Below are 24,751 nucleotides of genomic sequence, written 5' to 3' on the forward strand. Positions count from 1 at the left end.
AAGTGCGCACCCCATACCTCTGGAGACAACCATGAAACAGCACATCCTTGGCGCCCTCGCCGCATCGATCCTCGCCAGCACGGCCACCTCGGCCATGGCCGAAGACAAGGTCTTCTTCCTGCTGCCCAACGCCACCACCATCCGCTTCGAAAGCCGCGACGCACCCTTCTTCATCGACGCGCTGAAGAAGAAGGCCCCGCAGGCCAAGGTGATCGTGCAGAACGCCCAGGGCGATCCGTCGCGCCAGCAGCGCCTGGTCGAAGATGCGATCTCACAGGGCGCCAAGGTGATCGTCTACACGTCGGCCGACGCCAACCTGTCGGCGGGCAGCCTGGCTGCCGCCGCTGCCGCCAAGGTGCCGGTCGTGCTGTACGACCACGACGCCGTCGGCGGCAAGGCCGATGCCCACGTGGTGTTCGATTCGCTGTCGGTGGGCCAGGCCCAGGGCAAGCGTGCGGCCGAGCTGATCAGCAAGATCAACAAGCCGGTCGTCAAGGTGGCGCGCATCAAGGGCAACCAGGGCGAATACGGCACCGGCCAGTACGAAGCCGGCCAGAACGAGTTCCTGAAGCCGCTGATCGCGTCGGGCAAGGTCAAGGTGGTCTGCGAGCAGTACACCGAGAACTGGGACCCGGTGAAGGCCCAGTCGTTTGCCGAAGACTGCCTGACCCGCAACAAGGGTGATGTCGACGTCTTCCTCGGCATGAACGACGGCACCACCGGCGGCTCGGTCGCGGCCCTGATCAGCCAGGGCTACAAGCCCGGCCAGAAGCTGGTGACCGGCGGCCAGGACGCCACGGTCGAGGCGCTGCGCTACATCGCCATGGGCTGGCAGGACAACTCGGTCCTGAAAGACCTGAAGGTCGAGGCCACCTACGCCGCCGACGTCGTTGCCTCGCTGCTGGGCGGCAAGGGTGTGCCCAAGAACCTGATCAACGGCAAGGTGAACAACAAGTTCATGGACGTGCCGGCGGTCTTCCTGCCGGTGAGCAACATCACCGCCGCCAACCTGTCCGACGTGGTCAAGGCCGGTGTCTGGACCTGGCCGCAGATCTGCCAGGGCATCCAGAACACGCCGGTCTGCCAGGCCAACAAGTAAGACCTGGGCGAGCAGCCCAAGGGGTGGCAGTCTCGCCGCCCCAATTTTTTCCGAGAGGTCCATCATGACTGAGAAGATTGCAGACTCCGCCGGCGCCGGCTCTGCCAAAGGCAGCAAGGGCACGCCGCTGATTTCAATGCGGAACATCACGAAGTCGTTCGGCTCCGTCAGGGCGCTGCGTGGCGCATCGGTCGAGGTTCACGCGGGCGAAGTGGTCGCCCTGGTCGGTGACAACGGCGCGGGCAAGTCGACTTTCGTCAAGGTCATGGCGGGCGTGCACGGGTTCGATACGGGCGACTACGAGATCGACGGCAAACCCGCCAAGATCAACAGCCCGTCGGATGCGACCGGCTACGGCATCCAGACGGTCTACCAGGACCTGTCCCTCTGCAACAACCTCGATGCGGTGCAGAACCTGTTCCTGGGGCGCGAGCTGACCGGGTCCGGTTGGTTCGGCCGGCGCATCAATCGTGCCGAATGCGAAATCCGGGCGCGCGAGGTCATGACCCGCATGCGACTGGGAAACCTCTCCCTGAGCCGCCCGGTGGGCGCGATGTCGGGTGGGCAACGGCAGAACATCGCCATCGCCCGGTCGATCCTGTGGACCCCCAAGCTGCTGATCCTCGACGAGCCGACCGCGGCGCTGAGTCACTCGGCCGCCGAGCAGGTGTCCAAGCTGATCCGCACGCTGGCCGACGAAGGCCTGGGGATCGTGGTGGTCAGCCACGACATCCACCACTTCGTCGTCAAGTCCACCGACCGCATCGAAGTCATGCGACTCGGTGCCAACACGGCCAGCTTCAAGTCCAGTGAAGTCACTGGCGAGCAAGTCGTGAACGCCATGGTCGGCGGCAACGAGAGCGTGAATCTGGCGGGCTGAGGCTCGTGCAATCCAAGGAGATACAAATGGCACAAGTTCTGTCTGCCCCGATCGATTCCGGCACCTTCCCGCCGCCGCCCAAGCGCCGTACCTTCGGCGAACTCCTGGCCACCGATCTGCGCGCATTGCCCGTGGTCATCGGCCTCGTCGCGCTGTGGATCTTCTTCGCGATCCAGAGCGACGTCTTCCTGTCGCCCCAGAACCTGTCCAACCTGCTGCTGCAGAGCACGGTGGTCGGCATCATGGCCCTGGGCCTGATGTTCGTGCTGCTGGTCAAGGAAATCGACCTGTCGGTGGCCGCCATCAACGGCGTCACCGCCGTGCTGATGGCCAAGCTGATCGTCGAGTTCGGCTTCTCGCCGTGGACCGCGGTGGCAGCGGCCGTCGCAGCCGGCGCCGTGATCGGCTGCCTGTCGGCGCGCTGGATGACCTATGTCGGCGTGCCGTCGTTCGTCGTCACACTCGGCCTGGGCCTGGCGCTCAATGGCGCTCAACTGCTGCTGCTGCCGCCGACGGCGCGTTATGGCCTGATGGGTTCGGGCATCGAGCAGATCGCGCAGACCCGCATCGAAGGCGTCTGGGCCTGGGCCCTGCTGGTCGCCGGACTGCTGATCTACGTCGGCATCACCGTCTCGAATGCCTGGCGGCGCCGACGCGTCGGCCTGCCGGTGTCGATGCTGTCGGGACTGGTTGCTCCGCTGCTGGGCGGAACCCTGCTGGGTGTGGGCGTCATCGCCGTGCTCAACGCGCACCAGGGCGTGCCCCTGCTGGTGCTGATCTTCGCGGCGATGCTGGGCCTGGGCGGCTACGTGCTCAAGGAGACCCAGTTCGGTCTCTACCTCTACGCGGTCGGCAACAACGACGAAGCGGCCCGCCGCACCGGCGTCAATGTCGGCCGGATCAAGATGGCGGCCTTCGGGATTGCCGGTGCCGTGGCAGCGATCGCCGGTGTGCTGGCTGCTTCACGCACCCTGGGCGTGGGCGTGTTCTCGGGTGGTGGCATCGGCGGCGGCACGCTGCTGCTGGAGTCGATCGCTGCGGCCGTGATCGGTGGTGTCAGCCTGTTCGGCGGGCGCGGCTCGGTGCATGCTGCGCTGCTGGGCGCGCTGGTCATCGGCACGGTCCAGAACGGCCTGAACCTGATGGGCGTGGAAAACGAGATCCGCTTGATCGTCACCGGCATGCTGCTGGTGCTGGCGGTCTCGATCGACAAGCTGATCGAGAAGGCCACGGGGCAACAGGCCTTCTGACGTCCCCCTGGGCCTGAGCTCAGACGCGCTCGACGATCAGCGCGATGCCTTGGCCGACGCCGATGCACATCGTGCACAGCGCGTAGCGCCCGCCGATGCGGTGCAGCTGGTTGATCGCCGTGGTCACCAGCCGCGCGCCGCTGGCGCCCAGCGGATGGCCGAGCGCGATCGCGCCGCCGTTCGGATTGACGCGTGCATCGTCGTCGGCCAGGCCGAGGTCACGCAGCACCGCCAGGCCTTGCGCGGCGAAGGCTTCGTTCAACTCGATGACGTCCATCTGGTCGAGCCGCAGGCCGGTCAGCGCCAGCACCTTGCGGGTGGCCGGTGCCGGGCCGAAACCCATGATGCGCGGGGCTACGCCGGCGGTGGCCATGCCGACCACGCGGGCGCGTGGCGTCAGGCCGTTCAACGCCGCGGCGGTGTCGCTGGCCAGCAGCAGCGCGCAGGCGCCGTCGTTGACGCCGCTGGCGTTGCCGGCTGTCACGCTGCCGTCGGGGCGCACGACGCCCTTGAGCTTGGCGAGCGATTCGAGGCTGGTCTCGCGTGGGTGTTCGTCCTTGGAGACGACGATCGGATCGCCCTTCTTCTGCGGAATCGTCACCGGGCAGATCTCGGCGTCGAAGAACCCGGACTTCTGCGCCGCCACCGCTTTCAACTGCGAGGCCAGCGCCATGCGGTCCTGCGAGGCGCGGTCGATGCCGAAATCGGTCGCCACGTTCTCGGCCGTCTCGGGCATCGAGTCGACGCCGTATTGCGCCTTCATCAGCTTGTTGACGAAGCGCCAGCCGATGGTGGTGTCGTAGACCGCGTTGCTGCGGCTGAAGGCCGATTCGGCCTTGGGCATCACGAACGGCGCGCGGCTCATGCTCTCGACGCCGCCGGCGATCATCAGCCCCGCCTCGCCGGCCTTGATGGCGCGTGCGGCCGAGCCGATCGCGTCCATGCCCGAGCCGCACAGGCGATTGATGGTCGAACCCGGCACGTCCAGCGGCAGGCCGGCCAGCAGCGCGGACATGCGCGCGACGTTGCGGTTGTCCTCGCCGGCCTGATTCGCGCAGCCGTAGAGCACGTCGGTGATCTGGGCCCAGTCGACGCCGGGGTTGCGCGCCATCAGCGCGGCGATCGGGATCGCGCCGAGGTCGTCGGCGCGCACCGACGACAGCGCGCCGCCGTAGCGGCCGAAGGGGGTGCGGATGGCGTCGCAGATGTAGGCGTGGGTCATGTCGGGGAAAGGGTCCGTCGTGTGGCAGGGTGGCGCACCGCGGGTGCGCCGGTCGGTTCAGTCCAGCAGTCGCGCCAGCATCGTGTCATCGGCCAGGCGCATGCCGTGGCCGCCGGCCTCGACGAGGCAGCGCAGGTCGGCGCCCAGGCGCTCGCGGTCCTGCTGTCGAGCCCAGAACACGGGGCCGCCCTGCCAGCGCGGGAAGCCGTAGCCCTGCACCAGCACGACGTCGATGTCGCTCGGCCGGGTCGCCACGCCATCGGCGTACAGGCAGGCCGCCTCGTTGACCATCGCGAGCAGGGCGCGGCGCTGGATCTCTTGCGGGGCCAGCGTGCGGCGCTGGATGCCGCGTGCGGCGCTCGCCTGCACGATCAGGTCATGCACGGTGTCGTCAGTCGTCTGCGCGCGTTTGCCATCGGCGTAGCGGTAATAGCCCGCGCCGCTTTTCTGGCCGAGCCGGCCCTGTTCGCAGAGCTGTTCGAGCACCGGCACATGGCGCTCGCGTGGATCGCGCGTGGCCGCCTGTGCGCGGCGCATGCGCCAGGCAATGTCGAGGCCCGACAGGTCGGCGACCGCGAAAGGGCCCATCGCGAAGCCGAAGTCCGTCAGGGCCTGATCGACCTCTTCGGGCCAGGCGCCGTCTTCGAGCATGAACTCGCATTGCCGCCGGTAGGCGTTGTAGATGCGGTTGCCGATGAAGCCGAAGGCGTTGCCGCACAGCACCGGCACCTTGCGCAGCGTGCGGCCGAGTGTCATCGCGGTGGCCATGGCGTCCGGGCTCGTGTGTGCGCCACGGATCACCTCCAGCAGCTTCATGACCTGGGCCGGGCTGAAGAAGTGCAGACCCAGCACGTCCTGCGGGCGTGATGTGACAGCGGCGATCGCGTCGATGTCGAGGTAGGACGTGTTGGTGGCCAGCACGGCGCCCGGGCGCGCGACGGCATCGAGGCGGCGGAAGACATCCTGCTTGACCGACAGTTCCTCGAACACAGCCTCGATCACGACATCGGCGCGTGCCAGCGCCTGCCAGTCGCAGGTGCCGGTCAGCCGGGCCTGCGCCGCGTCGGCAACTGCCGCGCCGAGCTTGCCAGCGGCGACACGGCCGGCGTAGTGGTCGGCGATACGCTGGCGTCCGCGCGCGAGCGCGGTTTCATCCTGTTCGAGCAGGATCACGTCGAGCGTGGCATCAAGAGCGCAGATCGCGATGCCGGCCCCCATCGTGCCAGCACCGATCACCGCCACGGTGGCCACCTTGCGCGGCTCGACCTGCAGTGTGTCGGGCAGGCGATGGCTGTCGCGTTCGGCCTTGAACTGGTAGCGCAGCGCCTGCGCCTCGGTCGTGCCGATCAGGCCGAGAAAGCGCGCGCGTTCCAGCGCCAGGCCCGCGTCGATCGGGCCTGCCGACGCGCCGATGGCATCGAGCAGGGCGCCGTAGGCCGGCTGCAGGCGTTGCCGCGCGTTGAGGCGTTGCCGGGCCAGCGACACCTTCGTGGCGACGTATTCGGCATCGAGGTTCAGCCGGTCGGCGTGCGGCCAGGGTGCGCCGGCATCTGCCAACTGGCGGGCCACATCGGCGGCCGCTTCGATCAGGCCGTCGTCGACGACCCGGTCGAACAGGCTGGTGCTGGCGAGCTGTGCCGCAGCCATCGGCGCGCCACCCTGCATCAGCGTCAGCGCGAGGTCGATGCCGGCCAGGCGCGGCAGGCGCTGGGTGCCGCCCGAGCCCGGGATCAGGCCCAGCGTGATCTCCGGCAGGCCGACCCGGGCCTGGCCGAGCGCGACGCGGGCATGGCAGGCCAGGGCCAGCTCCAGCCCACCGCCCAGCGCCACGCCGTCGAGCGCGGCGACGACGGGTTTGGTGCAGATGCGGATGCGTTCGAGCACGCTGCGCAAGATCGGCTCGGCCATCTGTCGCGGCGTGCCGAACTCGCTCACATCAGCGCCGGCCGAGAAGGCGCGGGGGCTGCCGGTGAGCACGATGGCGCGCACGGCGGGGTCGACCTCGGCAACCTCGATCGCTGCGACGATGCGCGAGCGCAGCACGTGGCCGAGGCTGTTGAGCGGTGGGTTGTCGAGGGTGATGACGGTGACGCCGCCCTCTGCGTGATCCTGGAATTTCATGTCGGGGATGCTCAAGATGGCGCTGGCTTCAGATGATGGATCTTGCCTTCAGGCCGTCGAGATCGGCGTCCGTCTGCGACGCCAGTTCCTTCAGGACTTCGGCGGTGTGCTCGCCCAGCAGCGGCGGCGCACGTCGATAGCTCACCGGCGTGGCCGAGAGCTTGAGCGCGCTGGCCGGCACGCTGACCTGGCCGGCGGTCGGATGTGGCATGTCCAGCCGCATCTGCCGCGCGATGACCTGCGGATCGGCGAAGACGTCGGCCAGATCGTTGATCGGCCCGCACGGCACGCCGACCTCTTCGAGCGTCGCGATCCAGGCATCGCGGGAGCGCGTCAACATCATGGGTTCCAGCAATGCCACCAGTTGCTCGCGATGGCGCACCCGCGCAGGGTTGGTGGCGAAGCGCGGGTCGGTGGCCAGTTCGGGGCGCTGGCCCGCGTCGACGAGCTTGCCGAACTGGTGGTCGTTGCCGCAGGCCACGATGACCCAGCCGTCGGCCACCTTGAACACCTGGTACGGGACGATGTTGGGATGGGCGTTGCCCCAGCGCACGGGCGCCCGGTCGGTGGCGAGGTAGTTGCTCGCCATGTTCGCCATCAGCGACACCTGAACGTCGAGCAAGCCGATGTCGAGGTATTGACCTTCGCCGGTGCGGTCGCGGTGACGCAGGGCCGCCAGGATCGCGATCACGGCATGGGCGCCGGTGGCCAGGTCGGCAATCGCGACGCCGGCCTTCTGCGGCCCGCCACCGGGCGCGCCGTCGCGTTCGCCGGTCACGCTCATGAAGCCGCCCATGCCCTGCACGATGAAGTCGTAGCCGGGGCGCGGTGCGTAAGGCCCTGTCTGGCCGAAGCCGGTGATCGAGCAGTAGACGAGGCCCGGATGCAGGGCGCTCAGGCTGTCGTAATCCAGCCCGTAGCGTGCCATGTCGCCGACCTTGTAGTTCTCGACCAGCACGTCGCACTGCGGCACCAGGCGCCGGATCAGCGCTTGCCCCGCCTCGCTCGCGATGTCGAGTGTGACCGAGCGCTTGTTTCGGTTCACGGCGAGGAAGTAGGCGGCTTCGTGCGTGTCGTGGCCGGCTTCGTCCTTCGCATAGGGCGGGCCCCAGTGACGGGTGTCGTCGCCGGCGCCGGGGCGCTCGATCTTGATGACGTCCGCGCCCAGGTCGGCCAGGGTCTGCGTGCACCAGGGGCCGGCGAGCACGCGGGTGAGGTCGAGGATGCGCAGCCCGCCGAGCGCGCCGCCTGGGGTCGATGCGGGGGAGTTCGACATGTCGGTTCAGGCCTGTCGCATCAGGTGCTTGCCGATGATGAGCTGCTGGATCTGGCTGGTGCCTTCGTACAGGCGCAGCAGGCGCACGTCGCGGTAGAAGCGCTCGACCTTGTACTCGTTGATGTAGCCCGCGCCGCCGTGGATCTGCACGCCGCGATCGGCCACCCGGCCGACCATCTCGGTCGTGAAGAGCTTGGTGCACGAGGCCTGCATGCCGACGTCCGGGTCGGTGCGACCGGCGGCTCGTTCGTCGTAGCGGCGCGCGGTGGCCTGGACCATCGCCCAGCCTGCCAGCAGTTCCGCCTGGCTGTCGGCCAGCATGGCCTGGATCAGCTGGAAGTCGCCGATGCGCTGGCCGAACTGGCGGCGCTGCTGCGCATAGGCGATGCTCTCCTGCAGGATGCGCTGCGCCATGCCGCAGGCCAGGGCAGACACGTGCAGCCGGCCGCGATCGAGCACCTTCATCGCGGTCTTGAAGCCCCGGCCCGGCACGCCGCCGATGATGTTGGCGGCCGGCACCCGCACGTTGTCGAGGTTGACGTCGCAGGTCTTGGTGCCGCGCTGGCCCATCTTCTTGTCGGGCTTGCCCAGGCTCAGGCCCGCGGCATCGGCCGGCACGATGAAGGCCGAGATGCCGGCGGTGCCCGGCCCGTCGGTGCGCGCCATCAGCGTGAAGGCGCCCGCGCGGGTTGCGTTGGTGATGTAGCGCTTGGTGCCGTCGAGCAGGTAGTCGTCGCCGTCGATGACTCCGCGGGTCTTGAGCGCACCGGCGTCGGATCCGGCGTCGGGCTCGGTGAGCGCGAACGAGACGATCAGGTCGCCGCTGGCGATGCGCGGCAGGTAGGTCTCCTTCTGCGCGGCCGTGCCATCCATCAGGATGCCCTGCGAGCCGATGCCGATGTTGGTGCCCACGACGGAGCGGAACGCCAGCGCGGTCTGGCCCAGCTCGTAGGCGACTTCGCATTCCTGTGCCATCGACAAGCCGATGCCGCCATATTCCTCCGGGATGGAGATGCCGAAGAGGCCCAGCTCCTTCATGTCGGCAATGATGTCGGCGGGTACCTCGTCGTGCTCCTCGACATGGTTCTCGGCCGGCACCAGCCGATCGCGGATGAAGCGTTGAACGCTGTCCTTGAGCAGGGTGAACGTCTGTTCGTCCAATGACATCGATGCATTCCTTCAGAAAACGGTGAGGCTAGCGCAGCTGCAGCAGATAGGCCTGCAGATCGAGCAGCAGCCGGTCGTCGATCGGCGCGGGATACAGGCGTGGCATCGAGCCGCGCGGTGATTTGAGCTGCCGGGTGATCTCGTCAGCCGACAGCCGGGTGGCAAGGCCCTGCATCGGCGGGCCCAGACCACCCTCGCCGCGCGGGCCGTGGCAGACCGCGCAGTTGCGCTGATAGGCGCGCCGACCCTTGGCCAGGTCGGGCTCGCCAGCGATGGCCGGCACCGCACCTGTGGCGGCGGCCGCATCGCTGTCCTGCGCCCGGGCCGGGCTGCCAAGGCCGATCGCCGCCAACAGGCCAACGGCGATCAGATGGGGGTGAAACAAGCCGCTCACTGCCCGCTCACAAGCCGAAGACCACCAGGCTCGGATTGCCGTCGCCACCGAAGGTCAGGCGCGAGATGTTGCCCGTGGTGATGGCGACGAACTGGCTGCCCTTCTGCGAGTAGGTGATGATGCCGCCGCCGAGCGCGCCGTCCATCTTCTTGCTCATCAGCACCTTGCCCGAGGCGCTGTCCAGCGCCAGGAAGGTGCCGCCGGTGTCGCCGGCAAAGGTCACGCCGCCGGCGGTGGGCGTCACGGCCGCGACCACCGGGGCCTCGGTGTGGTGCTTCCACTTCACCGCGCCCGTGTCGGCATCGACCGCGGTGACCCAGCCGCTGGCCTTGTCGCCGGGCACCGGCGTGGTCTTGCCGCCGAAGCGCAACTGGCCGCGCACGTAGTCGGGGCCGGTCTTGGTGGAGATGAAGCACCAGTCGACCGCACCGACGGTCAGCTGATGCTGGGCCACGTCGTAGGCCGGGCCGTTCCATTCGACGCCGCCGATGTTGCCGGGGCAGTGCTTCGAGCCGGCCGTGGTGGGCGCCTTGTCCTGCTTGAACTGCGTCGTCACGGCGGTCTTGAAGATGCGCTTGCGCGTCAGGCGATCCACACCGTGGATGTAGCCATCCTTGCCGGCGACGGCGACCAGGTCGCGATAACCCTTCTTCGACTGGTACAGCACGGCGGCCGATGCGAGGTCGTAATCCCAGGGGTCGTTCTTGACCGCCTGATACCACCACTTGATGCCGCCGGTGCGGGCGTCCAGCACCACCAGCGAGTTGGTGAAGAGGTTGTCACCCGGGCGGGTGTCGGGCAAAAAGTCCTGTGCCGGATTGCCGACGCTGACGAACAGCTCGCCGTCGCGCACGTCGAGCGAAAACGCACCCCAGACGCCGCCGCCGCCGATCAGCGCGGAGGACTTGTTCTTCCAGGTCTCGGCGCCGACGTCGTTGCCGCGCGGGATGGTGTTGAAGCGCCACAGCTCGCGGCCGGTCTTGGCGTCGATGGCGAGCACGCGTCCGCGCATGCCCCAGTCGCTGCCGGCCACGCCCATGTAGACCACGCCCTGCCAGGCCAGCGGCGCGGCCGACGCAAATTCGCCGTAGCTGGTGTCGGTGATCTGGTGGTCCCAGACCTGCGCGCCGGTCTTGGCGTCGAGCGCGATCAGGTGGCCGTCGGGCGTGCCGCGGATGATCATGCCGTCGGCGTAGGTGGCGCCGCGGTTGACCACGAACGGCATGTGTGCAACCGGCTTGCGCGTGTTCTTCCAGACCTGCTTGCAGCTGGTCGGATCGATCGCAAAGGTGTCGAGCGCGGTCGTGATGTAGATCGTGCCATCGACCAGGATCGGGCCGCTCTGCAGCGAGCCGCCGTCGGACAGCTCGATGCGGCAGATCTCCTTGAGCTTGTCGACGTTCTTGGTGTCGATCTGCTTGAGCGTCGAGTAGCGCTGGCCGGCGTAGTCCTGGTTGTAGGACGGCCAGGCGGTGTCGTTCTGCTCCGGGTCTTCGGCCAGGCCGTTGGCCGCATGTACGGCCGTCAGCGGGCTGGCGCCCAGCACGGTGGCTAGGGCAGCCAGGCGCAGGGCATTCAACTTGAATGGGTTCATGTGCTTTCTCATGTGTCGTCAGGGCGCCGGCTGGCGCGACAGGTGCTGGATGTAGGCCACCAGCTCCCAGATCTGTTCGGACGAAAACGTGCTGCCCCAGGGCGGCATGATGTCGATGCCACGGCGTCCTTCGGTGATGGTCCTGAAGGCGTCTTCGGGTGTCAGCTGCGTGTTGCCCTTGAAGGCCGGTGCGCGGCCACCGGCCCCCTCCGAACCGTGGCAGTAGGCCGCGCAGGTGCTGCCGAAGCGGCGCTTGCCGGCGTCGATGCGCGACGGTTCGCCGAGATCGAAGGGCGCGGCGGCCTGGGCCGCCTGCGCCACCGTTCCCAGTGCCATCAGGCTCAGCAGCGCGCCGGTCCGCAATGACCTGTTTCGCATCGTTCAGTCCACCGAAAAGACCATCAGCGCCGAGCCGCCGGGCAGGTCGCGGATCTGCGGGAAGGCACCGGTCAGGAAGCCCGGTGCGTGCGAGCCCAGGCCGGTCGGGATGGCGATGTACTGCTTGCCGTTGACCGAGTAGCTGATCGGGCCGCCACGTGCACCGGAGCCGGCGTTGAAGCGCCACAGCTCCCGGCCGTTGTCGGCGTCAAAGGCGTAGAGCACGCCGCGCATGTCACCCGTGATGACCAGGCCGCCGCCGGTGGCCAGCACCGAGCTCAGCGGTGGCATCTCGAAGCGTACCTTCCAGGCCTGCTTGCCCGTGATCGGATCGAAAGCCCCGAGCCAGCCGTCGGCCTTCTTGCCGGGCGGGTCGGTCAGGCGGATGTCTGACAGGCCCAGCGTCAGCGAGCTGATGCCCATCACCGGCTCCTGCTTGGCGCTGGTCACGTGGTTGCAGACCTCCATGCCGTGCGAGTACCAGAGCTTGGTGCCGGGGTTGTAGGCGCCGTGGTTCCAGCTGCGGGCGCCGAGCAGGTTCGGGCAATGCAGCTTGGTCTTGCCGGTTTCCGGGTAGTTGGGCTCGATCGGCAGACCGGTCTTCGGATCGACGCCCTTGGCCCAGTTCATGTTCTCGGTGTACTGCCACGCGTTCAACATCGAACCGTTGTCCTTGTCCATCACGTAGACAAAGCCGTTCTTGTTGAGGTGGACGAGCGCCGACTTGCCGTCGGTGCTGGGAACGAGCAGAGACTCGTACGCGGCATCGAAGTCCCAGGTGTCGTTGGGCACCTCCTGTCGGTGCCACTTGACCTTGCCGGACTTGGCATCGAGCGCCAGCACCGTCGCGGTGTAGAGGTTGTCGCCCATGCGATCGTCGCGGTTGAAGTCGGGCGATGCGTTGCTGGTGCCGATGTAGATCGTGTCGGAAGTCGGGTCGTAGGTGCCCGGCAGCCAGGCCGAGCCGCCGCCGCGCTTGCGGCTGTCGCCGGGCCAGCTCTTGGGGTCGTCGCGCGGGATCTCGAAGGTCCAGGTGCGCTCGCCGGTGTCGGCGTTGACGGCGTAGATCTTGCCGATGATCGGCTGGTCGCCACCGGTGGTGCCGCCGAACAGGGTGTTGCCCGCGAGCTGGGGCGGCGACGAGAACAGGGCGCCGCCTTCGGCGCGCATGTTGGTGAGCTGGGTGCTCCACAGCTCCTTGCCGGTCTTCTGGTCCAGCGCGATGAAGCGGCCGTCGAGCGAGCCGATGTAGACCTTGCCGCGGCCCACGGTCACGCCGCGGCTGGCCGAGCCGTAAAAGACCTCGCGCACGACCGGATCGAGCTTGGGCGTGTAGCGCCACAGCACCGCGCCGGTCGCCGCGTTCAGCGCGAAGACGTTGTTGTCGGCGGCGATCGAATACATCACGCCGTCGATCACGATCGGCGTGGCCTGCAGGCCATGCGTGACCGCGCCGGGCTGATGGATCCAGGCCACGTGCATGCGCTTGACGTTGGCCTTGTTGATCTGGTCGAGCGGGCTGAAGCGCCAGGCGTTGTAGCTGCGGTGGTATTGCGGCCAGTTGGTCGGATCGTCGTAGCCCGGGCCGGTGGCGGCCGAGACCATCGTGCCGATCGTCGTGACGGCCAATGCCGCCATCACGCCGATCGCACGGGCGAACTTCATTTTTCGTACTTGCATGACACGTGTCTCCTGCTGGACGGCTCACGCGCGTCCATTAGTGTTGTGTCAGGGTCACGTCGATTCCGACGTGCCCTGTTCTTCGGCTTTTCTTCTGTCTCGGGGCGTGTCAGCGGCCCAGTGCCTCACGCACCTTGGGCATCACTTCGCGCGCCAGCAGCGTCATGCTTTCCCATTCGCGAGCGCGGTTGGCACCCGAGCCGTCCATCGATGCCATCAGCAGCGCGCCGAACGGGCCGGTGCGCTCGCGGAATGACAGCAGCTTCTCGGTCACGGTCTTGGGTGAGCCGTAGATCACCATGCTGTCGATCAGCTGCTCGACCGTGACCTCGGCGTCGGGCTGCTTCGGATCGGCCTTCATCACCGCGGTGTAGTTGACCGCCAGCAGCACCTTCCACAGGTACTCGAAGTAGTAGTAGTTGCTACCCGACGGATCCATCACGCGGTCACGCGCTTCCGAGTCGCTGCGTGCGATCACGATGTTGCGAGCCACGCGCCAGTTGTCGCCGTTGGCCTTGCGGCCGGCGAGTTCACAGCCTTCCTGATATTTCTTCCAGTGGCTGGCGATCACATACTCGGGGCAGAAGTTCGCACTCATCGGGCTCCAGCCTCGCTGGCCGGCGGTCTTGACGCTGTCGGAGAACGGCGACATCGCCGTCATCATGATCGGCGGGTGCGGCAGCTGGAACGGCTTGGGGATGAAGCCCACGCCCAGCTCCGGCATCACGGTCTGCGACAGCTTGATGTTCCAGTGTTTGCCCTCGATGTTGTAGGGCGGGTCCTGACGCCACATCTGCAGAATGGTGTCGATCGACTCCATCATGCGGTCGGTGCGGTAGGCGCCGTCGAGCACATTGAACAGTTCCATGTCGCTGGCCAGGCCGCCTGGGCCGATGCCGAACATCAGGCGTCCGCGGCTCATGTGGTCGAACTGCGCCACTTCGGCGGCAACCACCGCCGGATGGTGATTGGGCAGGGCGATGACGCCGGTGCCGAATCGGATGTTCTTGGTGCGATGGAGCAACGCCGCCATGAACATCAGCGGGGCCGCGATCGGTTCCGTCGTGCACGACATGTGTTCGCCGAACCAGACCTCGTCGAAGCCCAGTTCATCTGCGTGGATCACCTTGTCGGCGTCCTCCTCGTAGGTCTCCGCCGCAGGACGGGTGGGCGGGTGCAGCGGCATGCCGAACAGGCCAAGTTTCATGGTCAGTCTCCTCTTGGGGGTGGATGCGCCTGCTGGCGCGGGTGAAGGAAGCGAAGAGTGAAAGGACGGGCGCCGCTCAGATGGGCGAGACGAGTCGGGCGCGTTGGCCAGCCAGCCAGACGAGAGGCTGCGGCGCGGTGGTGCCGGTCGAGGATTCGGCCGACGCGCAGCGCACGTTCACGACGCGACCGACGAACAGCGTGTGGGTGCCGTAGTCCATGAACTGGTCGACCTCGCACTCGATCGCGGCGGGTGCGCCATCGAGCCAGGGCAGCGGGCCGTCGGCGGGCGACCAGGCGTCGCGCCAGTCATCGGAGCGGAAGCGCTGATCGCGCAGTGCGGTCTGCGAAAACGGCTTGAGCAGCAGGTGCTGGTCGTCGGCCAGCAGGTTGATGCAATAGCGACCCGAGCGCTGCAGCACCGGGTGCAGACCAGCGTCGCGGTTGACCGCCACCAGCATCGACGGCGGATCCATCGACACCGGGATCACGGCCGACGCCGCCATGCCGTGCGGCTGGCCGTCCTGATCGCGGCTGGTGATGATGGCCACCGAACTCGCGAGGCGGCGCATCGCTTCTTTCAGGTTGGCGGACAGGCTGAGCTGTCTCTCTTCCAGGGCTGGCATGGCACTCATCTCTGATGTCTCCTTGAATGCCCCGATCTCTGACCGGATGGACGATCGGGCATCTCTGTCTGACACAGTGCCAATACCGTGCCATGCGAGGAAAACAAGCAGAATCAAATACTTGCCGCAGGCAGTGGTGTCGCATCTCCGATGGGTTGCGACACTCGACTGTCGCAAGGGCTGAGCCTGCAACACTGACCGTCCACCAAGGTCGCGCAGTTCACGTGTTGCGGCCCGATGCGAGCCTCCCGGAAATGAACGTGCATCAAGCTTCAGCGCGGGTTCTCACCATGGCCAGGCCTAGGTATCTGCCCTTAGATTCAGGTGCTTATCGTGGGAGAGCCGAGAGTGGCAAACGACAGTCACGCGCATTTCGTCATGGCCGCACTGGAAGGCAAGCGGCCGATCCAGATGCCCAACGTCAATGCGGGTCTGCTTGCATCGTGGATGCGCAGCGTCACCGAACATGGACTGGAACCGGATCGGATCCAGGAGCCCGATGTCCTCACGCACGCCGAGCTGCTCGAGCGACGTGCGCCGATCGAGGAGATGAGCGCATTCTCGTCGCCCGAGATCGATCGGCTCTATCAGCACCTGAGCGACCACGCCCAGGTGGTCATGCTGTCCGATGCTCAGGGTGTCGTGATCCACTTCCGCAGCAACTCGACGGTGGTCGACACCTGTTCGGCTCTGCGGGTGCTGCCGGGCTCGATCTGGAGCGAGGACAAGCAGGGCACGACGGGCGTCGGGCTGTGCCTGCGCGAGCAGAAGCCACTGTCGATCGTGATGGCCGAACACTTCGCGACCAAGCTGGCCGGCCTGAGTTGCACCGTCGCGCCGATCTTCGGCGCTGAAGGCCGCCTTGTCGGCGTGCTGAACGTGACGGCCATGCGCAGCACCGACCACGCCTTGCAAGGTGTCGTGCGCGAGATGGTCGCGAACTCCGCCCGGCGCATCGAGAACGTGTTCTTCGACCGCCGTCATGCGCGTGCGCGCATCCTGCGTCTGTCACGTCACGATGACTTCTGCGACGCGGCTGCCGAGGCCCGGCTGGCGCTCGACGACAACGGTCGCATCATCGATGCGACGCCGCCCGCTCTGCGCCTGCTGACGGGCAGCACCCTGAACGACAGGCCTGACGTCCTGATCGGCCGCAAGCTGAGTTCGATCGTCGATGTCGGCAACGTCGAACGTCTGTTGCAGGAAGCTGCGCCGACGATCAACGGCAAGCAGGGCTGCATCCACGTCCGCGTCACCGAGCCGCCACGCCGAGCGGCGTCGAGGGCCCCGCAGATCGACATGCTCTCTCGTGCTTCACGACTCGCCGCCAGCACCTTGAGCACTTCGGGAACACGGGCCTCGGTGGCTCCTACCCTCGAAGAGATTGTTGGCAGCGACACCGCCATGCTGGACCGCCTGCGCATCGCGCAACGCTTGCACGCGCGATGTCTGCCGCTGCTGCTGCAAGGTGAGAGCGGCTGCGGCAAGACGCAATTGGCACGCGCACTGCACGAGGACGGCCCACATCGCAGCGGTGGTTTTGTCGCCATCAATTGCGCGGCCATCCCGCAGGAACTGATCGAGAGCGAGTTGTTCGGACACCGGTCCGGCGCCTTCACGGGTGCGGCCAAGCAGGGCGCGCCAGGACGACTGCTCGGCGCCAACGATGGCACGCTGTTCCTCGACGAGATCGGCGACATGCCGCTGGGCCTGCAGGGGCGGCTGCTGCAGGTGTTGTCGGAGGGCGAATTCGTCCCGGTCGGTGCGACGCAGCCGGTCAAGGTCCGGTTCGCCCTGATCTCGGCCACCTTGCGCGACCTGAAGTCGCTGGTGCAGGAAGGCCGCTTCCGTGAAGACCTCTATTACCGCCTGAGCGGGGCCACGCTGGCCCTGCCGCCGCTGCGCGAGCGGACCGACCTGGGGCAGCTGATCGAGCGCGCCTTCGCGCGGGCGGCGCTGGAGGCCGGCATCGAGGAAAGCCGGCTGTCGCAGGCCGCGCGCGATGTGCTGCTGCGGCACCGCTGGCCGGGCAACATCCGGGAACTGCAGCATGTCGCCAAATTCACGGCGGCCATCAACGACAGCGAGGTGATCGGCCTCGATGCCCTGCCAGCTTCACTGATCGAGCAGGCCGATGCGCGCCATCCTGCCGGCCAGACACGGCCGGCGGCTACCCGCACGGTGTCAGATGCCGAGTCGCTGCTCGACCTGATGGAGCAGTCGCACTGGAATGTCTCGGCCGCTGCGGCACGGCTGGGCATTTCTCGGGCCACGCTGCACCGGCGGCTCAACGAATTCGACGTGCACCGTCCGCGCAAGCCGCACTGAGCGGCCGGCGACTGTCGCAGGCGCTGTCCGCTGCGACACCCCGGTGTCGCAAATGGCCGCGGCACAGCCCGCCACTCGGCTGCAAGTGCTTGATTTTTCTCGCCATCGCCATTGGCACGACATTGGCTATCTCCTGGGTCAGAAGGCCGCGACAGGCCGGATCAACCCAGGAGACAGGCAATGACCTTGCATCGAATCGAAGACGCGCTCGCCGCGCTGGCACGTGGCGAGATGGTGGTGGTGGTCGATGACGAAGACCGCGAGAACGAAGGCGATCTCATCCTCGCCGCAGAACACGCGACACCCGCATCCATCGCCTTCATGGTTCGCCACACCAGCGGCATGCTCTGCGTGGGCTTGCCCGGTGAGCGCCTGGATCACCTCGAACTGCCGCTCATGGTGGAGCGCAACACCGACTCGATGCGCACGGCCTACACCGTCACCGTCGACTACCGGCACGGCACCACGACGGGCATCTCCGCGGCTGATCGTGCCACCACCATCCGCGCGCTGGTCGACCCTTCGGTCGAGCCGTCGGACTTCAACCGGCCCGGCCACGTGTTCCCGCTGCGTGCCGCACCGGGCGGCGTGCTGCACCGCACCGGTCACACCGAAGCTTCGGTCGACCTGACCCGGCTGGCGGGCCTGCGCCCCGGCGGCGTGCTGGCCGAGGTGGTCAACGACGACGGCACGATGGCACGCCGCCCGCAGCTCGAAGCCTTTGCCCGCGAGCACGACCTCGTGATGGTCTCGATCGCCGACCTGGTCGCCTACCGTCGCCAGCGCATCAAGGTGCGCTGCGAATCCGAGGCGCGCCTGCCGACCCGGCATGGCATGTTCAAGGCCTGCGTCTACCGCTCGCAAGGCGGCGAGCACGAACACCTGGCCATGGTCATGGGCGACCTCGCGGGCGCCGAGAACGTGCTCGTCCGTGTCCATTCGGAGTGCCTCACGGGCGACACCTTCGGCTCGCTGCGCTGCGATTGCCAGCAGCAGCTCGAGGCCTCGCTGGCCGCCGTCGGCCGAGCCGGAAGCGGCGTCGTGCTCTACCTGCGCGGCCATGAGGGACGCGGTATCGGCCTGACCCACAAGCTGCGCGCCTATGCTCTGCAGGACGAGGGCCTCGACACCGTCGAGGCCAACCTCGAACTGGGCCTGTCGGTCGATGCGCGCGACTACAGCGTCGGCGCCCTGATCCTGCAGGACATCGGGATCACGAGCATCCGCCTGCTGAGCAACAACCCGGCGAAGTACCGAGGCATCGCGGAATTCGGTCTGCAGATCAGCGAACGCGTGCCGCTGCACACGCCCCCGACCGCCGAGAACGAAGCCTACCTGCGGACCAAGCAACGGCGGATGGGCCACACGCTCGGACTGCCGGCCGAGGCCACATCGTGATGACCTCGATGAACACGATGCAAACGACGACCAGGACCTGCCCGTGAGCGACCACGACATCCAGCACTTCATCCTCGGCCAATGGCGTGACGGCGCCGCCGGGCGCTCGCTGCCGGTACTCGATCCGGCCGATGGGCAGATCATCGGCCGGGTCGCCCGCGCCGAACGCTCCGACCTCGACGACGCGGTCGCCGCCGCGCAGTCCGGCTTCGACACCTGGCGCAACATGACCGCGCTCGAACGAGCCCGGATCATGCGCAAGGCGGCCTCGCTGCTGCGCGAGCGGGCCGAGCATGTCGCCTCGCTGATGACGCGCGAGCAGGGCAAGCCCCTCGCCGAGGCGCGGGCCGAGACGGCTGCCGCGGCCGACATCATCGACTGGTTCGCTGACGAAGGCATGCGTGTCTACGGCCGCCTGGTTCCGTCGCGCCACAACCTGGCGATCCGCCAGATGGTCGTCAAGGACCCGGTCGGACCGGTGGCCGCGTTCACGCCGTGGAACTTCCCGATCAACCAGGTGGTGCGCAAGGTGAGCGCCGGCCTCGCGGCGGGATGCTCGATGCTCGTGAAGGGCCCCGAAGAGACGCCGGCCAGTCCGGCCGCATTAATCCGCGCGTTTGCCGACGCGGGCCTGCCGCCGGGCGTGCTGGGCCTCGTCTACGGCGACCCGGCGGAGATCTCCAGCTACCTGATCGCGCATCCGGTGATCCGCAAGATCACCTTCACCGGCTCGACTGCCATCGGTAAGCAGTTGGCTGCCCTGGCCGGCCAGCACATGAAGCGCACGACGATGGAACTGGGTGGTCACGCGCCGGTGATCGTCTGTGACGACGCCGATCTCGAACTCGCGGTGAAGACCTCCGTGACGAGCAAGTTCCGCAATGCCGGACAGGTCTGCATCTCGCCGACACGATTTCTGGTCCACCGTCGCATCGCCGAAGAATTCGCGGTCGAGTTCGCACGGCGGACCCATGATCTGCGCGTCGGCAACGGCCTGGCGGAAGGCACGCAGATGGGCCCGCTGGCCAACGCCCGTCGCGTTGCCGCGATGGACGACCTGACCCGCGATGCGGTGTCACGGGGTGCGCGGTTGCTGGCCGGTGGCGAGCGCATCGGCCAGGCCGGTAACTTCTGGCGTCCGACCGTGCTGGCCGACGTCCCGCTCGATGCCCGCGCACTGAACGAGGAACCCTTCGGTCCGATGGCACTGGTGCGCCCCTTCGATACGCTGGAAGAGGCCATCACCGAGGCCAATCGGCTGCCCTATGGCCTGGCCGGTTATGCCTTCACGCGCGGCCTGAAGAACGCCGACCTGCTGACGCGACACGTCGAGGTCGGCATGCTGTGGGTCAACATGGGCGCACTGGCATCGGCCGAGATGCCCTTCGGCGGCATCAAGGAATCGGGCCATGGCACGGAGGGTGGCAGCGAGGCACTCGAGGCCTATCTGAACACGCGGTCCGTGGCGATCATGAATGCCTGAGCCGGTCGATTCCGCTCTCCCCATCGTTCAAACCGAACTCACGACATCAGCATGAAAGCACTTGTCCCCGTCAAGCGGGTGGTCGACTACAACGTCAAGGTGCGCGTCAAGAGCGACGGCACCGGCGTGGACCTCGCCAACGTCAAGATGAGCATGAACCCGTTCGACGAGATCGCCATCGAAGAGGCGGTGCGCTTGAAGGAGAAGGGCGTGCTCACCGAAGTGATCGCCGTCTCCTGCGGGCTCACGCAGTGCCAGGAGACTCTGCGTACCGCGCTGGCCATCGGCGCCGATCGCGCCATCCTGGTCGAGACCGATGCAGAGTTGCAGCCACTGGCCGTGGCCAAGCTGCTCAAGGCGTTGGTCGAGCGCGAGCAGCCGGGCCTGATCATCCTCGGCAAACAGGCGATCGACGACGATTGCAACCAGACCGGCCAGATGCTGGCGGCGCTGGCCAAGCTGCCGCAAGCCACCTTCGCCTCGAAGGTCGAGGTCGCCGACGGCAAGGCCACGGTCACGCGCGAGATCGACGGTGGCCTGGAGACGTTGAGCCTGACGCTGCCGGCGGTCATCACGACCGACCTGCGGTTGAACGAGCCGCGTTATGTCACGTTGCCCAACATCATGAAGGCCAAGAAGAAGCCGCTGGACAAGGTCACGCCGGCCGACCTGGGCGTGGACGTGACGCCGCGCCTGAGGACTCTGAGTGTGGCCGAACCAGCCGGTCGCAAGGCCGGCATCAAGGTGGCCGACGTGGCCGCGCTGGTCGACAAGCTGAAGAACGAAGCCAAGGTGATCTGAACATGACCGTCCTCGTCATTGCCGAACACGACAACACGACCTTGAAACCCGCGACTCTCAACGTCGTCAGTGCGGGCACGAAGCTGGGCGATGTGCACATCCTCGTCGCCGGCCACGATGCGGCTGCCGTGGCTCGGCAGGCGAGCCAGGTGGCTGGCGTCACGAAGGTGATCCACGCCGACGGCGCGAGCCTCGCGCAGGGCCTGGCGGAGACGTTGGCGCCGCAGGTCGTGGGCCTGGCCGGTGGCTACAGCCACCTGCTGTTCCCCTCGACCGCAGGCGGCAAGAACACCGCGCCGCGCGTGGCTGGGCTGCTCGATGTTGCGCAGATCAGCGACATCACGGCCGTCGTGAACGCCGACACCTTCGAGCGCCCGATCTACGCCGGCAATGCGATCGCGACGGTGCAAAGTACCGACGCAGTCAAGGTGATCACGGTGCGTGGTACGGCCTTCGATGCCGCCGCCGCGACCGGAGGCAGCGCCGCGATCGAGTCGGTCGCGCCGGTTGTCGACGCCGGTGGCAGTCGCTATCAAGGCAGTGAGATCGCCAGGAGCGACCGGCCCGAGCTGACTGCGGCCAAGGTCATCGTCTCGGGTGGCCGGGCGCTGGGCAGCAGCGACAAGTTCAATGAAGTGCTGACGCCGCTGGCCGACAAGCTCGGTGCCGCGCTGGGGGCGAGCCGCGCCGCCGTCGATGCGGGCTATGCCCCCAACGACTGGCAGGTCGGCCAGACCGGCAAGATCGTCGCGCCGCAACTCTACATCGCAGCCGGCATCAGCGGCGCGATCCAGCACCTGGCCGGCATGAAGGACGCCAAGGTGATCGTCGCGATCAACAAGGATCCGGAGGCACCGATCTTCAGCGTGGCCGACTATGGGCTGGAGGCGGATCTGTTCGCGGCCGTGCCCGAGCTGACGGGGGCGATCTGATCGCGCTTGCGTGATGTGCAGTCTGTGAACTGAACGGATCGGCGCTGCCGTTCGACGAGTCGAGGTGGACCATGCCAGGCATTCTGACGATCGAGGAACTGCGCCAGGAGCTGGCGCAACGTGCGTCCGTCAGCGTGCTCGAGACGCTGGATGTCGAGACCGGCGCACGGACCGTCCTGAAAGAATTCGACGTGGTGATCGAGGCACCGAACTGGACCCGTGACGGCCGCCGCCTGATCTTCAACAGCCTGGGCGGCATGTTTGCCTACGAGTTGTCGAGCGGCGAGGTGACGCGCATCGACACCGGCTTTGCCGTGGACTGCAACAACGACCACGTGCTGTCGCCCGATGGCGCCCGACTGGCCATCAGCCACTTCGCCCACGAGGACGTCTCGTCGCGCATCTACATCGTGCCCTTGGGCGGCGGCGTCCCGGTGCGTGTGACCGACCTGGGCCCCAACTACCTGCACGGCTGGTCACCCGATGGTCAGCGCCTGGCTTATTGCGCCGAGCGTGACGGCCAGTACGACGTCTACACCATCCCGGTCCACGGTGGACCCGAGACGCGGCTCACGGATACCCCGGGCCTGGACGACGGTCCGGAATATTCGCCCGACGGCCGGCACATCTGGTTCAACTCCACCCGCAGCGGTCTGATGCAGGTCTGGCGCATGGACATCCATGGCCGGAACCAGACGCATGTCATCAAGGACGACGCCAACTGCTGGTTCCCGCATGTCTCGCCCGACGGCCAGCGGGTCGTCTACGTGGCCTACGACAAGGACAACGTGGCGCCCGGTGACCATCCGCCCGATAAGCCGGTGGAGATCCGCCTCGTGTCGGCCGAAGGCGGCAAGCCCCGGACGATCGCGCAGCTGTTCGGCGGACAGGGCACCCTGAACGTCAATTCATGGGCGCCTGACAATCGCCATATCGCGTTCGTGTCGTATCGACCGGCGTGAAGGATGTGCTCGGCCTATGGAAGAAATCTGACTATTCGACGCCTGCGCCCTTCGATTTGCATTCCGAGACGACCTCGTGGCAGATCGGAACCTATCGAACGGGGTGCGCGCGTTCTCGGGGCCGTTGTGCCTCTGGCGTCGCCACCGACACGGGCCTCTGCACGGATGCTGAGCGGTCGTAGATCTTGACGACCGGTGCTTTGCCGCTTCGCAGGCGTTGTGCCAGATTCTCTGACACTGCCGTCATGACGGCCTCACGCTTCTTGTCCGGGACTCCCTTCGCGATCAGCATCGCGTCAATGGCCGCCAGCACAGCCTTCCGTCCTCCACCGCCGCGACCCGAAGGTTTTTCGTTCACGGCTGAGTCGACCCCTGGCGCCGCTTCGATGCGATTCACCTGTCGAGCTTCCCGCTCCCGGCGCAGCACCTCGAGGTCGGCCGGATTCGGCTCATAGCCCATGGCCTTGATACCCCGCACTGACGCTTCGAGCCACACCATGCGCTTGAAGTCCTCATGACCCGAGACTCGCAAGGCAGACCATTTGCGAGTCTGGGCGACGTCCACCATCGACCGCGCCACCGACGGGCTGTTGGTCTCCGTGGCCAGGCGGAAGGTCGATTCGGTGAAGGCCACCCGTGACGAGTCGCCGCGGAACCGGTACTCGGTCCGGCCGATCGAGACATCGCCGAGGTTCACGGGTGCCCGCTTGATGATGTAGCGCTCCTGCAGGGCGGTTTCCAGCTGCGCGAGTCTTGTTGCGCGCTCGGCTTCGGCGATTGACCGGGCGTTGACCTTGGTATCGTCCCGACTTGGTTTCACCGTTGTCGCCTGCTCTGTGCGAGATGGCTCGGACACCGTGGCTGTTTCGCGAGCTGCTGCACCGTCTTGCTCGGACGCCTTGGTCTGCGACATGACGGGTCGACGTTGCCACTCGCCGCCGTTCTGCTCCACGAACGACCGCTGCCCGTTCGCATCGATGGCAACGAATCGTTGAGCGCCCAGCTGCTCGGCCTTGCTGACCATCTCGTCCAGCGTGCGGGCGTTGTAGGTCACTTCCGCGAAGGGATCCCTCAGCTCGAAGCGCTCGCTTGTTTCGATCCTTGGCGATGGGGTCTTGACCTTGTCCGCCGCCGCTCGCTGGGTCGGCTCCACGGTGCCGCCAGAGACGGGTGTGCTTCGATCAAGGGGCACAGATGTGTCGTCCATGCAGGTCTCCGTGAGAGTCAGGAAGATGCCGAGACAGGGTCAAGGCTGACCGGTGGTCAATGCAGGAGCCACAGTCGGCAGTGCCGCATACACCTCGATCTCGACCCGCCGGTTGCGTGCCTGCCCGTCGGGCGTGCCGTTGTCAGCCGCATGGTCCCCGGTGGGCTGCCAGGTGGTGCGGATCCGGTTCGGGTCCAGCCCGGCGGCCACCAGATGGGACTTCACGGCTTGCGCCCGTTCGCGCGCGATGCGCCCCTCGGCGGCCACGTCCTGGGTGCCGTCGGTGCGACCGCGCAGCACCACCAGCGGCGCGGTGCGGGCCTGGTCCAGCACCGCGCGCAAGAACGTCGGCGCCAGATTCACGCGGCTGCTGCCGTAGTCGAACTGCACCGTGTAAATGCTGTTCGCCAAAGGCTGCATGACCTCGCGGATGGAGGTTGGAGACGCGATCGCGACAGATGCGGGACTGGACGGCTTGATCAGCTCGATGGCCTGCTGCAACGCCACCATCCGGTCGGCGGTGGCCATCGCGAAGTCCGCGCGGCGCGCGGATTCGGCGGCATCGATGCGGGTGTTGGCCAGCTCGGATCGGCAGCTCTGCAGGTCGACCACCCAGGCCGAGTTGGCCGGGCGCCGGGTCGTTTCATTGACGGCCGGCGGCTTGGGCGGCGCATCGCACGCGCCGAGCAGCAGCGCTGCGGCCAGGGACAGGGCGAGGGTCGGGACACGCATGGTCACCTCCTGGGT

At 67.2% G+C, this 24,751-nt stretch carries 21 protein-coding genes; 9 read left to right on the top strand and 12 right to left on the bottom strand.

Annotated features, from left to right (window positions below; all coding sequences use genetic code 11):
* The first annotated feature begins 31 nt into the window (after positions 1–31).
* The 3 genes from LCHO_RS04205 (at position 32) to LCHO_RS04215 (ending at position 3,229) form a co-directional block, all read left to right on the top strand.
* Complete coding sequence (locus LCHO_RS04205; protein WP_012345875.1) at positions 32–1,099, top strand: ABC transporter substrate-binding protein; 1,068 nt, start codon at positions 32–34, stop codon at positions 1,097–1,099.
* Positions 1,100–1,163: 64 nt separating this feature from the next.
* Positions 1,164–1,979: an ATP-binding cassette domain-containing protein gene (locus tag LCHO_RS04210; protein WP_012345876.1), complete on the top strand. Its 816-nt coding sequence runs from the start codon at positions 1,164–1,166 to the stop codon at positions 1,977–1,979.
* Positions 1,980–2,005: 26 nt separating this feature from the next.
* The gene (locus LCHO_RS04215; protein ID WP_012345877.1) at positions 2,006–3,229 is read left to right on the top strand and encodes a sugar ABC transporter permease; all 1,224 of its coding nucleotides are present in this window, start codon (positions 2,006–2,008) and stop codon (positions 3,227–3,229) included.
* A gap of 19 nt (positions 3,230–3,248) precedes the next feature.
* Here the strand turns inward: LCHO_RS04215 and pcaF are convergent, their stop codons facing one another.
* The 10 genes from pcaF to LCHO_RS04265 all read right to left on the bottom strand — a co-directional run bounded on the left by pcaF (position 3,249) and on the right by LCHO_RS04265 (position 14,902).
* Entirely contained in the window at positions 3,249–4,451 is a 1,203-nt protein-coding gene (gene pcaF, locus LCHO_RS04220; protein WP_012345878.1) for a 3-oxoadipyl-CoA thiolase, read from the bottom strand.
* Positions 4,452–4,508: 57 nt separating this feature from the next.
* Complete coding sequence (locus tag LCHO_RS04225) at positions 4,509–6,572, bottom strand: 3-hydroxyacyl-CoA dehydrogenase NAD-binding domain-containing protein (protein WP_012345879.1); 2,064 nt, start codon at positions 6,570–6,572, stop codon at positions 4,509–4,511.
* A 28-nt stretch (positions 6,573–6,600) separates the two neighbouring features.
* Positions 6,601–7,848: a CaiB/BaiF CoA transferase family protein gene (locus tag LCHO_RS04230; RefSeq protein WP_012345880.1), complete on the bottom strand. Its 1,248-nt coding sequence runs from the start codon at positions 7,846–7,848 to the stop codon at positions 6,601–6,603.
* Positions 7,849–7,854: 6 nt separating this feature from the next.
* Entirely contained in the window at positions 7,855–9,015 is a 1,161-nt protein-coding gene (locus LCHO_RS04235; protein WP_012345881.1) for an acyl-CoA dehydrogenase family protein, read from the bottom strand.
* 28 nt (positions 9,016–9,043) lie between these two features.
* Positions 9,044–9,400, bottom strand: a complete 357-nt coding sequence (locus LCHO_RS21930) for a c-type cytochrome (RefSeq protein ID WP_190274833.1) — start codon at positions 9,398–9,400, stop codon at positions 9,044–9,046.
* Between the two features lie 16 nt (positions 9,401–9,416).
* Complete coding sequence (locus LCHO_RS04245; protein WP_012345883.1) at positions 9,417–11,003, bottom strand: pyrroloquinoline quinone-dependent dehydrogenase; 1,587 nt, start codon at positions 11,001–11,003, stop codon at positions 9,417–9,419.
* A gap of 18 nt (positions 11,004–11,021) precedes the next feature.
* Positions 11,022–11,381, bottom strand: coding sequence for a c-type cytochrome (locus tag LCHO_RS04250; RefSeq protein WP_012345884.1), 360 nt, complete (start codon positions 11,379–11,381; stop codon positions 11,022–11,024).
* Between the two features lie 3 nt (positions 11,382–11,384).
* Positions 11,385–13,061, bottom strand: coding sequence for a pyrroloquinoline quinone-dependent dehydrogenase (locus LCHO_RS04255; RefSeq protein ID WP_012345885.1), 1,677 nt, complete (start codon positions 13,059–13,061; stop codon positions 11,385–11,387).
* A 109-nt stretch (positions 13,062–13,170) separates the two neighbouring features.
* The gene (locus tag LCHO_RS04260) at positions 13,171–14,268 is read right to left on the bottom strand and encodes an LLM class flavin-dependent oxidoreductase (protein WP_012345886.1); all 1,098 of its coding nucleotides are present in this window, start codon (positions 14,266–14,268) and stop codon (positions 13,171–13,173) included.
* A 76-nt stretch (positions 14,269–14,344) separates the two neighbouring features.
* The gene (locus LCHO_RS04265; RefSeq protein WP_012345887.1) at positions 14,345–14,902 is read right to left on the bottom strand and encodes a flavin reductase family protein; all 558 of its coding nucleotides are present in this window, start codon (positions 14,900–14,902) and stop codon (positions 14,345–14,347) included.
* 369 nt (positions 14,903–15,271) lie between these two features.
* Between LCHO_RS04265 and LCHO_RS04270 the strand changes: the two genes are divergently transcribed.
* From LCHO_RS04270 to LCHO_RS04295, 6 genes are all read left to right on the top strand, one after another.
* Positions 15,272–17,221, top strand: a complete 1,950-nt coding sequence (locus LCHO_RS04270) for a sigma-54-dependent Fis family transcriptional regulator (RefSeq protein WP_050757285.1) — start codon at positions 15,272–15,274, stop codon at positions 17,219–17,221.
* A 180-nt stretch (positions 17,222–17,401) separates the two neighbouring features.
* Positions 17,402–18,619 carry a bifunctional 3,4-dihydroxy-2-butanone-4-phosphate synthase/GTP cyclohydrolase II gene (locus tag LCHO_RS04275; RefSeq protein ID WP_012345889.1) on the top strand — a complete coding sequence of 406 codons (1,218 nt, stop codon included), beginning with the start codon at positions 17,402–17,404 and terminating at the stop codon, positions 18,617–18,619.
* A gap of 43 nt (positions 18,620–18,662) precedes the next feature.
* Complete coding sequence (locus LCHO_RS04280) at positions 18,663–20,102, top strand: NAD-dependent succinate-semialdehyde dehydrogenase (protein ID WP_012345890.1); 1,440 nt, start codon at positions 18,663–18,665, stop codon at positions 20,100–20,102.
* A 51-nt stretch (positions 20,103–20,153) separates the two neighbouring features.
* Positions 20,154–20,903, top strand: coding sequence for an electron transfer flavoprotein subunit beta/FixA family protein (locus LCHO_RS04285; RefSeq protein ID WP_012345891.1), 750 nt, complete (start codon positions 20,154–20,156; stop codon positions 20,901–20,903).
* 2 nt (positions 20,904–20,905) lie between these two features.
* Positions 20,906–21,835, top strand: a complete 930-nt coding sequence (locus LCHO_RS04290; RefSeq protein ID WP_012345892.1) for an electron transfer flavoprotein subunit alpha/FixB family protein — start codon at positions 20,906–20,908, stop codon at positions 21,833–21,835.
* Between the two features lie 71 nt (positions 21,836–21,906).
* Positions 21,907–22,797 carry a TolB family protein gene (locus tag LCHO_RS04295; RefSeq protein WP_012345893.1) on the top strand — a complete coding sequence of 297 codons (891 nt, stop codon included), beginning with the start codon at positions 21,907–21,909 and terminating at the stop codon, positions 22,795–22,797.
* A 91-nt stretch (positions 22,798–22,888) separates the two neighbouring features.
* Here the strand turns inward: LCHO_RS04295 and LCHO_RS04300 are convergent, their stop codons facing one another.
* Both LCHO_RS04300 and LCHO_RS04305 read right to left on the bottom strand, forming a co-directional pair.
* Complete coding sequence (locus LCHO_RS04300) at positions 22,889–24,004, bottom strand: LPD7 domain-containing protein (protein WP_012345894.1); 1,116 nt, start codon at positions 24,002–24,004, stop codon at positions 22,889–22,891.
* 39 nt (positions 24,005–24,043) lie between these two features.
* Entirely contained in the window at positions 24,044–24,736 is a 693-nt protein-coding gene (locus tag LCHO_RS04305) for an OmpA family protein (protein WP_012345895.1), read from the bottom strand.
* Positions 24,737–24,751: the final 15 nt, after the last annotated feature.

This window comes from Leptothrix cholodnii SP-6 (assembly GCF_000019785.1).
GTDB classification, from domain to species: Bacteria; Pseudomonadota; Gammaproteobacteria; order Burkholderiales; family Burkholderiaceae_C; genus Sphaerotilus; species Sphaerotilus cholodnii.